Source organism: Gluconacetobacter sp., assembly GCF_047721585.1.
In the GTDB taxonomy this organism is placed as follows: domain Bacteria; phylum Pseudomonadota; class Alphaproteobacteria; order Acetobacterales; family Acetobacteraceae; genus Gluconacetobacter; species Gluconacetobacter dulcium.
In genome coordinates this window covers 1-12,710 of record NZ_JBDNXE010000030.1, presented here as the reverse complement: position 1 = coordinate 12,710, position 12,710 = coordinate 1, and the positions used below count along the sequence as shown (strand labels likewise).

At 64.2% G+C, this 12,710-nt stretch carries 10 protein-coding genes; 2 read left to right on the top strand and 8 right to left on the bottom strand.

Annotated features, from left to right (window positions below; genetic code table 11):
• Positions 1-4: 4 nt before the first annotated feature.
• The 3 genes from ABF821_RS07730 to exbB are packed head-to-tail and all read right to left on the bottom strand — an operon-like array spanning position 5 to position 2,055.
• A complete protein-coding gene (locus tag ABF821_RS07730; RefSeq protein WP_415529610.1) occupies positions 5-868 on the bottom strand; it encodes an energy transducer TonB in 864 nt (287 codons plus the stop codon).
• The gene (gene exbD / locus ABF821_RS07725) at positions 865-1,308 is read right to left on the bottom strand and encodes a TonB system transport protein ExbD (RefSeq protein WP_415529609.1); all 444 of its coding nucleotides are present in this window, start codon (positions 1,306-1,308) and stop codon (positions 865-867) included. Before exbD ends, ABF821_RS07730 begins: the two co-directional genes overlap by 4 nt.
• Before the next feature lie 6 nt (positions 1,309-1,314).
• Complete coding sequence (gene exbB, locus ABF821_RS07720; RefSeq protein ID WP_415529608.1) at positions 1,315-2,055, bottom strand: tonB-system energizer ExbB; 741 nt, start codon at positions 2,053-2,055, stop codon at positions 1,315-1,317.
• Between the two features lie 171 nt (positions 2,056-2,226).
• Between exbB and ABF821_RS07715 the strand changes: the two genes are divergently transcribed.
• Entirely contained in the window at positions 2,227-2,493 is a 267-nt protein-coding gene (locus ABF821_RS07715) for a hypothetical protein (protein ID WP_415529607.1), read from the top strand.
• Between the two features lie 478 nt (positions 2,494-2,971).
• On the opposite strand, the gene ABF821_RS07710 is transcribed toward ABF821_RS07715, so the two are convergent.
• The 4 genes from ABF821_RS07710 to ABF821_RS07695 all read right to left on the bottom strand — a co-directional run bounded on the left by ABF821_RS07710 (position 2,972) and on the right by ABF821_RS07695 (position 8,441).
• Entirely contained in the window at positions 2,972-4,972 is a 2,001-nt protein-coding gene (locus ABF821_RS07710) for an FUSC family protein (protein WP_415529606.1), read from the bottom strand.
• A gap of 208 nt (positions 4,973-5,180) precedes the next feature.
• The gene (locus ABF821_RS07705) at positions 5,181-5,942 is read right to left on the bottom strand and encodes a class II aldolase/adducin family protein (protein WP_415529605.1); all 762 of its coding nucleotides are present in this window, start codon (positions 5,940-5,942) and stop codon (positions 5,181-5,183) included.
• Between the two features lie 131 nt (positions 5,943-6,073).
• The gene (locus tag ABF821_RS07700; RefSeq protein ID WP_114727844.1) at positions 6,074-6,832 is read right to left on the bottom strand and encodes an amino acid ABC transporter ATP-binding protein; all 759 of its coding nucleotides are present in this window, start codon (positions 6,830-6,832) and stop codon (positions 6,074-6,076) included.
• Complete coding sequence (locus ABF821_RS07695) at positions 6,822-8,441, bottom strand: ABC transporter substrate-binding protein/permease (RefSeq protein ID WP_415529604.1); 1,620 nt, start codon at positions 8,439-8,441, stop codon at positions 6,822-6,824. Before ABF821_RS07695 ends, ABF821_RS07700 begins: the two co-directional genes overlap by 11 nt.
• A gap of 237 nt (positions 8,442-8,678) precedes the next feature.
• Between ABF821_RS07695 and ABF821_RS07690 the strand changes: the two genes are divergently transcribed.
• Positions 8,679-9,551, top strand: coding sequence for a dimethylarginine dimethylaminohydrolase family protein (locus ABF821_RS07690; protein ID WP_415529603.1), 873 nt, complete (start codon positions 8,679-8,681; stop codon positions 9,549-9,551).
• Between the two features lie 185 nt (positions 9,552-9,736).
• On the opposite strand, the gene ABF821_RS07685 is transcribed toward ABF821_RS07690, so the two are convergent.
• Entirely contained in the window at positions 9,737-12,709 is a 2,973-nt protein-coding gene (locus tag ABF821_RS07685) for an Rne/Rng family ribonuclease (RefSeq protein WP_415529602.1), read from the bottom strand.
• Position 12,710: the final 1 nt, after the last annotated feature.

Here is a 12,710-nt window from a genome sequence, read left to right as displayed (position 1 = left end):
TGGGTCAGTTTCTGGACTGGTCCAGGTAGAATTCGATCGGCACGGTAAGGGTGATCGCATCGCCCGGAATGCCGTCAGGGGGAACCGGCAGGGGTTCCGCCCGGTGTAAAAGGGCAAGCGTCTCTTCATCCAGGGTTGCATGATGCGAGCTTGAACTGATCCGTGCCGACAGCACATGCCCTTTGCGATCCATGACGAAACGCAGCATCGCGATGCCCTCTTCATGACGCGCCTGGGATTCGGCTGGATAACGCTTGTATTGTTCAAGCCGTACCAGCAATTCACCCTGCCATGTAACCGGATCATGGCTTGCCTGCGATGACGAGGCGCTGGAGACGGATGTCGCGGAAGGCAGTGCGACAGAGCCTTCCGAGGCGGGGGGCGCCGTTGTTTCCTGCGCCGGTGGGGGCCTGTCCGGAACCGGCTTTCGTTCATGCGTGTGGAGCGGGATCTTTTTTTTCAGCGGGCGGGGCCTCTCGGGCCGCGCCACTGGAACAGGCGGCGACGGCGCGGGGGAGGGGGGAACTGTCATTTTGGGCGGCGGCTCGGGTTGCGGATCGGGCACCGAGACGGCCTGCCGCGGGCCGCCCGCGGCGTCGGTCGGCGGCGTGGGGGTGGCGACCGGCTCGGGCGCAAGGTCGATGGCGATCGCGGCGGGAGACGGCTCGGGCACCGGCGTCACGGGCGGTGGCTGGTGCATGACCCACAACACCACGCCACCCGTCACGGCCAGCACGGTGACGAAGGACACCCCCCAGCGCACGACCTCGCGCCGCCGTTCGCGGCGAAGCTGCCGGGTCCGCCAGTCGGCGAAGAACAGGAGCGTACGGCCGTCAGCCGTTTGCGCCATGTCCGCCGTATCGCTCACGGCGTGCCTCCGGCCGCGCCGCCTTCTTCCTGGCCCTGAAGATTGACCAGCGCGACCTTGAGGTACCCCGCCGCCCGCAGTTTATCCATCACGCCCATCAGGGTGCCGTAATCGACCGTCCTGTCGGCGCGCAGGAAGATCCGCTCGTCCTTGTTGCCCTTGGTCGCCGTTGCCAGCGCCGCCGGCATGGCATCCGCCGCGATATCGTCCTCGCCCAGTGCCAGGCCGTGATCGGCCTTGACGGTCAGGAACACCGGGTCGTCCGGGCGCGGGGCCGGCTTTTCGGTCGAGGACGGGAGATCCACCGGCACGTTGACCGTGGTCAGCGGGGCGGTGACCATGAAGATCACCAGCAGCACCAGCATCACGTCGATGAACGGCGTGACGTTGATCTCGCTCGCCTCGTGCGGGTTTTCATCGGCGTGGCGGATATGGATCATCGCGCCTCACTCCCCGGCGATGCGGGCGCCGAAATGCACCACCTGCCCGCTGGCGGTGAGCATCTGCATGCGGCCGAGGTCACGCGAGACCAGGCGCATGACCAGCGCCGTCAGGTCGGCCACCTGGGCGCGGCAGGTGGCCGACTGGCGGGCGAGATGGTTGTAGATCACCACCGCCGGAATCGCCGCGACCAGACCCAGCGCGGTGGCCAGCAGGGCCTCGGCGATGCCGGGGGCGACGACGGCGAGGCTGGTCGCCTTGCTGGCGGCAATGCCGGTAAAGGAGGTCATGATACCCCACACGGTGCCGAACAGGCCGATGAAGGGCGAGGTCGCGCCGATGGTGGCCAGCAGGCCGGTGCCGCGCATCAGCCTGCGGCCCTCGGCGGCTTCCAGCCGCTCCAGATGCAGCACGATCCGCTCCTTCAGCCCGTCATGGTCGTCGGCGATATCGTGCGAGCGAATGCGTTCTTCCTCGGCAGCCGCAACGAACATGTGCGCGACGCTGCGTGTCGCCCGGCTCCGTTCCTCCGCGATCTGGAGAGAGGCAGCTTCGGCAAGGCTTCGTGTGTCTCGCTCAAGGCGCCGTCCGAGGCGGAAGAACTCCACGGATTTTGCGAGAAAGACTGTCCAGCTCAGCACTGATGCAAAAGCCAGCAGTGACATGACTATACGGACAACCCGGCCGGCGTTGAGAAACATCTCCCAGGGAGAAAAAGGCATCGCAGCGGACGGCAATGGGGACATGTGACGAATACCTTCGACAGGCCAGATCATTGCGCGATGGCGCAGCGCCACGCGGTCCGACGAAATGTCGTCGAATATATGGCCCGCATGGAGAGAATATGCAACTAAGAATTGGTCGCATAAACGCATCGACGGAATGTCGCTCCATGTCAATCGCTGCTCGAAAGATAGATGCTGTTCCATATTCCCAAAGTGCTGACGCCGGATGAACTGGCGCGTTGTCATCGGGTGCTGGACCCGATCGCCCGGAACGATGCCGTTACCAGCATGGGCTACCACCGCGCATCTTTTTGCCGCTATTTCGATGCGCGTGTGGATGTTACGATTTATCCCGATCTTGAAACAGGATTTCGTGTGAGTCCGGGCGTGTTGCCCACGCTCCTCCTGACTTGGCCGGACGCATATGCCGGCGAGGAACTGATGATCCGGGACACATGAGGACCACATGGCGTCAAGCTGCTGGCGGGCGATCTGGTTCTGTATCCCTCGGCAGGCCAGCGTCGTATGCGCCGCATTACATAGGACGATTGGGTGGTATTGTTATGATCGATCCGGTTAATTGTAAAACCTGACATTGACCGATCATAATCTGGTTCGCAGATGGTCGGCGTCGTGATGAATCTGGATGACATCCGATATGTTGGATAGGGCAAATGCCCTCCCAGGCAATATGCCGGATAGGGTGGATGTCCAGTTCCTGCTGGAGCAGATTCATCGTTCATGCGCCGGAGATGTTCGTATCCGCTGCCGGGAGTGGCCGGTCACGCGCCGCGAGCATGTTCAGTCGCGCTGATGAAGCTACTTGGGTCGTGACACGAAATATACCGCGTACACTTGAATATTTCGAATCGGAGGCGGACGAAGCAGACTGCCGACAGCACGTTTTCACAGAAGCAGCCCCCCCCGTGCCTTCGGTTCAGTGTGCCTGCCTGAGAAACAGCAGCATGTCGCGCAGATGGGCACCGGTGGAAGACGGTGCGGAAAGCCGGTCCGAGAACTGTCGCAGGGCCGCCTGATAGGTCTGTGCCGTCGGGGCCGATGCGTGGTCGGTGCTGCGTTCAAGCCAGCTTGTGCTGGCGATGCCGGCCTGCTGGCGCAGATGAAAGAGGATTTCCGTGCAGATTTTCAGGTTTTCCGAGCGGCGGAGCCCTTCGAGGCTGGTCTGCTGGCACAGGATCTCGGCCTGGTTGGACGTGGTGCCCGCCTCGCGGCGTGCCTGTTCGGTTTCCTCGCGGTTGCCGTCGCCGCTTGTGACGAGCGCGGCATAGCGCAGATTGGCCAGGAAAGCGCGGCTGACCAGGGTAGGGAGGGAGGCGGTGGATTTTTCCGGCCAGAGCAGCAGGCAGGCCGCCATGCCGACAAGGCTGCCGATAATGTTGTTTTCGGCGCGGGCAAAGCCCAGCAGCCAGCCGGTGTCGGACCCGAGAAGGTCGGTGACCAGCACGAAAAGCTGGGTCATGAAGGTGACGCACAACGTGTAGTTGACGCTGCGCAGGGCGATGGTGGTGGCCGACAGCGGAAAAATAAGCAGCAGCACCATCCATTTCGGGCACAGCGTGCCTGCGATCGCGGCGAGGATGCCGCCTGCGACGCTGCCGGCCACGCGCTCGATGGTGCGGGAGAGGGTGGTACTCCTGCCGGGTTGGGTAACGACGACGACGGCCATCATCGCCCAGTAGGCATAAGGCAGATGAAAGGCGAGCGTGATGCCGAACGCGGCCAGCACCGCGACCGACAGGCGCGCCGCGTGACGCACGAAGATCGGGCTGAGCGGCAGCAATGGCGTTGCCGGTGCGGATGACGTGGTGCCGTCCCGAGCCGGGGCTTTGTCCAGCCATGCCGTTTGCAGGTCGGTCAGGGCGGCGGCGTTCCAGGCGGCGGCGCGGGCTGACAGGGCATTGGAATGGGCGCCGAGGCGCGTGAACGCGCGGATATAGAGGCTGAGACTGTCCGGAACGGGGCGACCTTGCGGAATGTCTCGTGCGATGCGGCGAAGGGCGGCGGCTGTAATGCGGACGACGCGGGCGGTCTCGGGCGGCAACGGCGCGGAGAACGCGGCATGTTCGAACGCGATCAGGGTGACGAAAATGCGGTCGGCCGCCTCGATAGCGGGAAGAAGGGCGGCACGGGTCGGACGGATCAGCGCGTCGCCCGAGAGTTTTTCGACGGAGGATCGGACTTGTTCGATGCGCCGCCGGATATCGCGGCGCCAGGTGCTGAGTTCCCTCTGCTGGGTGGGAAGGCTGGCCGCTTGAAGATGCGGCAGGCTGAGCAGGCGGAAAGCCATGCTGGCCTGTTCGCGAAACAGGGCGGCGCAGGCCTGCTTCTGCGGTGCGCTGGGGTCGGCGGGCCAGGCCAGCAGGCAGATCAGCATGGCCCACACGACGCCCAGCGAGAACAGGCCGGCAAGGATCAAGGCACCCATCGGCGTCTGTGGATAACAGACGGCGACGACGCCGACGATGGCGGCAAGGACGCTGACCTGGGTTGCCGCGGCCCCCCAGGCCCGGGCCAGCCCGCATAGCAACGCGCAGAAGCCGAGCCCCACACAGGCGGCGACGGTGCTGTACCCCGCCAGGGCGGATATGGTGCCCGTGATGACGGCGCCCGCCAGGCCGAAGGATGTCAGGGCCTTGATTCGGGGGCGGAGAAGGCCGCCAGGGTCTGCAAGGCTGGTCCAGAATGCGGCGAAGGCCGACCATGCCATGAGGGGCATGTTGATATGCCACGCGACGAGCATGACGGTGCTGACCGCAACGCCGGCGCGCAACCCCTCGCGGATGGCGATCTGTTCAGGCGCGATGGCGATGGCACGCGCGCCCAGCCAGTGCGTGATGACCGAAGGCATCACGCTATGGGCCAGCGCCTTCAGAAAGCGTGGCTTGCGGGGGAGGGGGGGAAAGAGATTGTTTTTCATCGGGCCGGCGCAGGGAGTAGACCACGGATGATATAACAAGAATTCATGAAAAGAGGAGGGGCTCGTCGCGCGCCCCCCATGCCGAACGATGGGGCCTCGCCAGGCCAGAGCATTTCCACCGAAAACCGGTTCGGTGGAAATGCTCTGGTTTATTGCTTTTACGCGCATCTTCCCCTGTTTGAATGCACGCATTCAAACAGGATCTGTTCTAGCGGATGTAATCCGGCTGTTCACGATCCAGCTTGCGGCGCAGGGCGCGCCAGACCAGTTGACCCTGATCCGGGTCGCTCTCGAATTGTGCGCGGGTGCGTAGCAACTTGTCTTCGGAAGGCAGGTGCAGTGGAGCACCGGTCGCTTGCGCGGAGATCTGGATGCGACAGGCCTGTTCCAGATAGTAGGTGCGGTAGAACGCCTGGGCGACCGAGATACCGACTGTCAGCAGGCCATGATTCTGGAGGATCAGGCCGATATTGTCGCCGAGGTCGCGGACCAGACGCTCGCGTTCGCTCAGATTGTCGTCCGCCGCGATCCCTTCGTAGGGATGAAAGCCGACGCGGCCGTGGAATTCGGCATTGATCTGGTTGAGCGGCAGGATTCCATGCTGCTGGGCGGCGACGGTCATGCCGGCCAGCGTGTGGGTATGCATGACGCAGGCGGCGTCAGGACGGCTGCGATGAACGGCGGAATGGATGACGAAGCCGGCCGGATTCACCGGCCAGCTCGTCGGCTGTTTCGGTAGGCCGTCGGCATCCACCACGACCAGCGAACTGGCGGTGATCTCCTCGAACAGCAGACCGTACGGATTGACCAGGAATGTATGGCCAGGCCCAGGCAGACGTACCGAGAGGTGGGTATAGACAAGGTCCGTCATGTCGAACAGAGCCAGTAGCCGGTAGGCGGCGGCCAGATCCTCGCGCAGGGACCGTTCGTCCTGTTCAGCCTGCTGGGGGGGGAAGATTGATGTGGTCATGCGTGTTCAGTCTTCCGTTTTAAATGCCCGAAGGTGCCGAGGCTGCGCGCGCCGGCCGACGGTAACAGTTCACCCCGTGCCGCCTTTCTGCCTTGCCATTGGGGGCGATTTTGCTTCTCGATGCAAGCCCGTCAGTGGCGGATCATCTGTGCGAGGAACGTTCGCGCTCTTTCGGTGCGCGGCGCGGTAAAGAATTCTTCGGGGGGTGTGATTTCCAGCACCGCGCCCCGGTCCATGAAGACGATGCGGTCGGCGATATGGCGGGCGAAGCCCATTTCATGGGTTACGCAGACGGTGGTGATTCCCTGCTCGGTCAGATCGCGCATGATGCCGACGATTCCGGAGATGGATTCCGGGTCGAGGGCGGCCGTGGGTTCGTCGAACAGAATGATCTCGGGGTTCATGCACAGGGCGCGGGCGATCGCGACGCGCTGCTGTTGGCCGCCCGAAAGCTGGATCGGGAATTTGTCGGCCTGTTCGGCGATATTGACCTGCGAGAGATAGCGGCGGGCCGTGGCCTCGGCATCGGATGTCCCGACGCCCCGCACCAGACGAGGCGCCAGCGTGCAATTGTCGAGAACGCTGAGATGAGGAAACAGATTATAGTTCTGGAACACCATGCCGACCGAGCCGCGCAACGCCGTAAGGTCCGTGCGGTCATCGATGACGCGGCCGTCGATCATCAGAACCCCGCTGTCATGTGGCTCGATGCGGTTGAGACAGCGGATGAAGGTGGATTTGCCCGATCCTGACGGGCCGAGTACCACGATCCTCTCGCCCTTGCGGACATCGAGATCGACCCGATCGAGAGCGAGGTAATCTTTGTAGAACTTGCTCAGTCCACGGATCGAGATCCGCGCGGTCGGGTCGGGGGAGGTGCTAAGCTGCATCGGCGGACGCCTTGTCACGGTCGGCCCAGACGAAGCGACGTTCGATCCGCTTTTGCAGGAACAGAAAGAAGAAGACCATCGCCAGATAATAGACCAGGGCGGCGGCATAATATTCGGTAAACTGGAACGTGCGGGCCACCTGAATCTGGGTAACGGCCAGAAGCTCCTGCAACGAGATGACCGAAGCGAGCGAGGTCGTCTTCAACAGGCTGATGAATTCGTTGATGGTGGGCGGAAGGGCGATGCGTAGCGCCTGCGGAAAGATGACGTGGCGGTATGTCTGCGCCGTCGTCATGCCCAGGGCGTCGGCGGCCAGGACCTGGCCCGGATCGACGGCGCGCAGCGCGGCACGGTTGATTTCAACCTGATAGGCGGATTCATTGACCGACAGGGAGAGCCAGGTTGCCAGAAACGGGGTGAACCAGTGCTCACGGAAGATGGGGAAGAATTGCGGCAGCGCGTTCCAGATGAACAGCAGTTGCAGAAGCGTCGGTGCCCCCCGGAATATGGCGACATAGAGACCGAGCAGCCTTCTGACGATCGAATCCCGGCCGTTCAGCTTCATGGCCATGGGGACCGAGATGATGATGGCCGTCAGGTGCGAAAGGATGGCGATGACCAGCGTCAGTGCGGCGCCCTTGAGGAAGGCTGTCGAGAACAGGGCGCTGAAGAACGTGGCGAAATCGAAGCGCGATGACGCTTTCCGGTCGGTGAAGACGCTCTGATGGTCGCCCGATATGCCCCATTTCCTTGCCATGGCGGAGAGTTCGCCCTGTCGGGTCAGGTCGTCGATCGCCGTCTGCAAAAGTTCGGTGTCGTGCGCATCCTTGCGGATATAGACGGCGAACTGATGAAAATCCGCATAGTCCGGCGTCAGGATGATGGTAACTTTTCCGCCCAGTTGCTTCTGTCGGTAGTAGAGTTCGACATCCTGGCTGACGAAAGCATGGGCGCGCCCGATCAGGACCTGCTGCACGACCTGATCTTCCGTCGGGTATTGTTGCAGGATGATCGGTAGCCGTCCGGCCGCGCGCAGGCGATCATTCTCCCGTTCGATCTGCGCGGCGTAGCTGGTGCCGGACTGGACGGCGACGGTCTGGCCGGACAGATCGGCCATGGTGCGGATTTTCGGGGTGCCGACGCGGGCGACGGCCACCACGCTGGAGTCCAGATAGGCCACCGCATCATAATTCCGCAGTCGCCCTGCCTGCCGCAGGACGCCGCTGATGACCATGCCGCAACGCTGGGCGGAGAGGCTGGGGAACAGCCCTTCGAAATCCATCGTCTGGGGCACAAGCGGAACATGCCAGTAGGCCGCGAGGCGCCGGGCGAGGTCGATATCCATCCCGGCCAGGGCATTGGTGTCGGACCCGTTGACGAACGTCATCGGTGGCAGGGTGGGGTTGGTACAGAGCGTCAATTGTCCGTCATGCACGAAGCTTGGAAGATCGTCGGCATGTGCCCGCGCGGCGGGCAGGATGAGGGCCAGAACGAATGGAGCCGCCAGGCATATGCGGCGCCATGGAGCGGCCCGCCGTGTGATGCGCTGAAGGGCTGGTGTACGCCGGGATCTGGATAAAGCGAGGGCGGGCGGGCAGGTGCTCGGCAAGCGGGACCATCCTTCGTATGGCGGCATGACGCGGAACGGCTACCGGAATCATAGGCGGAATGGGCCGGCTGGCGCCAGCCGGATAGCGACCCTATATGCTATTTCGGTTGGTTCTTGATTTGCGAAGACCTGAAGAGAACGCCCCTCGATTTAAATTGTGTATCCTGTATCTCCTGCTTGGAGTGGTGAAGAACAGGATCGGGCTCGCTTTACATTCGAGCGGAAGGAGAATGGGATATGACGTCGAACCGGTGGTTCATCGACAGCGAAACCGGCGAATTGTCGGATGTTCTTTTATGCCCGCCCGACAATTATAACTGGATACCCAGCAACGACATCGCGATCCAGACCATGGCGAAAGGCGTACGGATCGACCGGGGTGCCCTGGCGGCACAGTTCGGCGAGCTGGTCTCAGCCCTGGAAGGGGCGGGGGCGGCCTGCCATTTCCTCAAGCCGCGCGCGGGCATGCCCTATCAGGTCTATACGCGCGACAGTTCGCAGACCACGCCCTGGGGCACGGTCGTTACCCGCATGATGCGCCCCGAGCGCAAGGCGGAAGAGGGAGAGATCCGCACGTTCTACGAGCCGGACGATATCTGGAAGAGCGCGACCCAGGGCCATATCGAAGGGGGCGATATCCATATCATCCGTCCCGGTCTGGTGGCGGTGGGCGTGACGGGCGGCCGCACGGATCAGGCCGGCGCGCGCGAATTCCTGGGCTGGTTCGAGGATGCCGGCTGGACGACGCGGATGATCCGTTTTCCGGAACATTTCCTGCATCTGGATGTCATTTTCACGATGGTGACAGAAAACCTGGCCATCGCGGCGACTGACGTGCTGGATGACGAGGATCTCGACTGGTTCCGCGCGCAGGGCATCCGTCTGCTGCCGGTCAGCTACAAGGAAGCGATGCGGGACATGGGCTGCAACGTGCTGGCGCTCGGTCGCGACCGTGTGGTGAGCCCGCGCCATTCGAAGCGCATCAACGAGATGCTGCGGGCCGAGGGGCTGACCGTGATCGACCCCGAGTTGAACCAGTTCTCACAGGGCGGGGGCAGCATCCATTGCATGACGATGCCGCTGCGCCGCGCCTCGCTCGCCGCCGGCTGAGGCCGGGCCGGCAGCCGATGTGCCGCCGGAGCGTTTCAAGCAACACCTTATTTTCAAACAACACCTTATAATGCGAACAGGCCCGCCTCCAGATGGGGGCGGGCCTGTATCGCTGACGTGCTGGACATGCATTCATCAAGTCCCCGCGTCCGCTTTGGACGCGGGGACATGATTGCGGCAGCGGCTTAGCGACGCCACCAGCCGGTCCGGCGTGCCGGGGCAGGGGTGGCATCGTCGATGACGATCGGCTGCACCACCGGTCCGTCCGCTGTCTCAGCCTTGGGGGCCGCTTCGGCATCCATCGCGGCTGCCTTCGTAGCCTTTGCCCGTGCGGGGGCCTTGCGGGCTCGCTTGGGTTTTGCGGGGGCAGGATCGGCCAGTTCGGCGCTCGTGTCGGCTGCTTCCACGGGGGTCGCTTCGACCTTCTCGACCTTCTCGGCTTTCGTGGTCTTGCGGGCCTTGGTGCCGGTCGTCGCGCGTGTCGCCGGCTTGCGGCCGGGCTTTTTCTTCTCCGGCGCTTCCTTCACGACATCGGCAACCTCTTCCGGAGCCTCGACAGGCGCCTCTTCGGCCACGTCCTCAACCGGGGCCGCAGTCTTGACCGTGCGCCGACGGCGCGTCCGCGTCGGCGTGGCGGGTGCCTCCACTACCGGCTCGGCGCTTTCGGCCGGTGCCTCAGGGGCTGCGACCACCAGTGCGGGCTCCGCCGCCGCCTCGACCGTGGCGGGTTCGACCGCTGCCGGTTCGGCGTCCACGCTCTTGCGGGTCCGCGGGCTCCGGCGGCGGCGCGGCTTGGGGGCGTCCTCACCGGGCTCGGCCGTGGGCACGGTTTCGGGTGCTGCTTCCACCACCGTTTCCGCCACCACGGCCACCGGCACGGCTTCGGGCTCCGACACCGCGAGCGTCTCGGCGATATCGACGATCTCCGTCGGTTCGGGGGCCGGGCGCCGGGCCGGGGGCACCACAGGCAGGGCGGCTTCGGTCGACTGTTCGATCACGTCGAAGATGTCGATGATGCCGTTGCCGAACGGGTTGGCCGGCGTCGGGCCGCGATACGGAGCGTCCACCGCTTTGGGTTCGCGCCGGTCACGCCGACGGCGCGGGCGGTCACGGCCCTCATCCTCGCGTTCCCGGAGAACGGGCGCTTCGGGAGCCGGTTCGCTCGTCGTGACGACGGGCTCGACGGTGTCGTCGTCCGACTCATCGTCCTCGCCATTGCCATCGAGAAGAGCCGATTGCGGCGCGCCATCGACGGTCCGCTCGCCGCTCCGCCGACGCCGACGCCGACGGCGACGCCGGCGATGGTCGGTCCCGTCTTCCGCGCCTTCGGTGGCGCGAGGGGCTTCCTCGACGGCGGCCGGGGCTTCAGCCTGGATCGGGATCTCACGCACCACGGGGGCGGGCGCATCGGTCTCGATTTCAGCTTCGGTCTCGATCGGTTCGGCAAGCGTGGCCTGCGCCACCGGTTCGAATCGCTCGGTCTGGGGCCGCACGCGCTCGATGCGCAACTGAGGCGGCAGCAGCGAAGCGTCGGGTGAGAACACCACGCGCATCTTGTGCCGCTTCTCGATCTCGTCGAGCCACGCGCGCTTGTTGTTGAGGATATACAGCGCGATCTCGGCGGCGACATGGACCGTGATCTCGGCCGCGCGGCGGCGGGCGCCTTCTTCCTCGATCGCACGCAGCACATGCAGCGCCGCGCTTTCGGTGCCGCGGATGATGCCCGTGCCCTGGCAATGCGGGCAGGGGGTGAAGCTCGATTCCGTGATCGAGGGCCGCAGACGCTGCCGCGACATCTCCAGCAGGCCGAAATGCGAAATCGAACCGACCTGAATCCGCGCGCGATCGGTCCGCAACGCGTCTTTCAGACGCCGCTCGACCATCGCATTGTGCTTGCGGCTTTCCATGTCGATGAAATCGATGACGATCAGGCCGGCGAGATCGCGCAGACGCAACTGGCGGGCCACTTCCTCGGCGGCTTCCAGATTGGTGCGCAGCGCCGTTTCCTCGATATTGCGCTCGCGGGTCGACCGGCCCGAATTGACGTCGATCGCCACCAGCGCCTCGGCCTGGTTGATGACCAGATAACCGCCCGAGCGCAACTGCACCGTCGGCGACAGCATCGAATCCAGCAGGCCCTCGACATTGAAATGCGAGAACAGCGGCTGGGCGCCATCGCGCCAGCATTTCACCTTCGGCGCGCTCTGCGGCATCAGCATGCGCATGAAGTCGCGCGCCGATTTCCAGCCAGGCTCGCCATCCACCAGGATCTCGGTCACGTCGCGGGTATAGATGTCGCGGATCGCGCGCTTGATCAGGCTGGCTTCCTCATAGATCAGCGCGGGCGCCACCGAATTCATCGTCAGGTCGCGGATGTCGTCCCACAGCCGCAGCAGATATTCGCAGTCGCGCATGATCTCGGGCCGGGGGCGCTGGGCACCCGCCGTGCGTACGATCATGGCCATGCCGCGCGGAATCTGTAGTTCCGCGATCACGTCCTTCAGGCGCCGCCGGTCGGCGACCGACGTGATCTTGCGTGACACGCCGCCGCCCCGCAGCGAATTGGGCATGAGCACGCAATAGCGGCCGGCCAGCGAAATATAGGTGGTCAGCGCAGCACCCTTGTTGCCGCGTTCCTCCTTGACCACCTGGACCAGCAGGACCTGGCGGCGCCGGATCACTTCCTGGATCTTGTAGTTGCGCAGGAAGCGGGCGATGCGGCGCTGCACCATGCTCTCGTCGCCGGTATCGGTCTCGCCGCCGACGGTTTCCGGCATCGGTTCCGCCTCGCCGTCAGGCGCGTTCTCGGCCGGAGCGTCCGCCATCGCGGGCGCCGCATCTTCATCGGCGTCGTCATCAGCCTGGGCTTCCTCGGCGCGGGCTTCCTCTTCCTGAAGAGCCAGCAGCTTCTCCCGATCCGCGACCGGAATCTGGTAATAATCCGGGTGGATCTCGCTGAAGGCCAGGAAGCCGTGGCGGTTGCCGCCATATTCGACGAAGGCGGCCTGAAGGCTGGGTTCTACCCGGATGACCTTGGCCAGATAGATATTGCCCTTGAGCTGCTTCTTGGTCGAAGCCTCGACGTCGTAATCTTCGAGCCTGTTACCATCCATCACGACCACGCGGGTTTCTTCCGCGTGTGTCGTGTCGATCAGCATG

Excerpts from the sequence above, each read along its gene's own strand:
- exbB (WP_415529608.1), bottom strand. The coding sequence starts at position 2,055 with ATGTCCCCATTGCCGTCCGCTGCGATGCCTTTTTCTCCCTGGGAGATG.
- ABF821_RS07690 (WP_415529603.1), top strand. The coding sequence starts at position 8,679 with ATGACGTCGAACCGGTGGTTCATCGACAGCGAAACCGGCGAATTGTCG.
- ABF821_RS07705 (WP_415529605.1), bottom strand. The coding sequence starts at position 5,942 with ATGACCACATCAATCTTCCCCCCCCAGCAGGCTGAACAGGACGAACGG.
- ABF821_RS07710 (WP_415529606.1), bottom strand. The coding sequence starts at position 4,972 with ATGAAAAACAATCTCTTTCCCCCCCTCCCCCGCAAGCCACGCTTTCTG.
- ABF821_RS07685 (WP_415529602.1), bottom strand. The coding sequence starts at position 12,709 with ATGCTGATCGACACGACACACGCGGAAGAAACCCGCGTGGTCGTGATG.
- exbD (WP_415529609.1), bottom strand. The coding sequence starts at position 1,308 with ATGATCCATATCCGCCACGCCGATGAAAACCCGCACGAGGCGAGCGAG.
- ABF821_RS07715 (WP_415529607.1), top strand. The coding sequence starts at position 2,227 with ATGCTGTTCCATATTCCCAAAGTGCTGACGCCGGATGAACTGGCGCGT.
- ABF821_RS07700 (WP_114727844.1), bottom strand. The coding sequence starts at position 6,832 with ATGCAGCTTAGCACCTCCCCCGACCCGACCGCGCGGATCTCGATCCGT.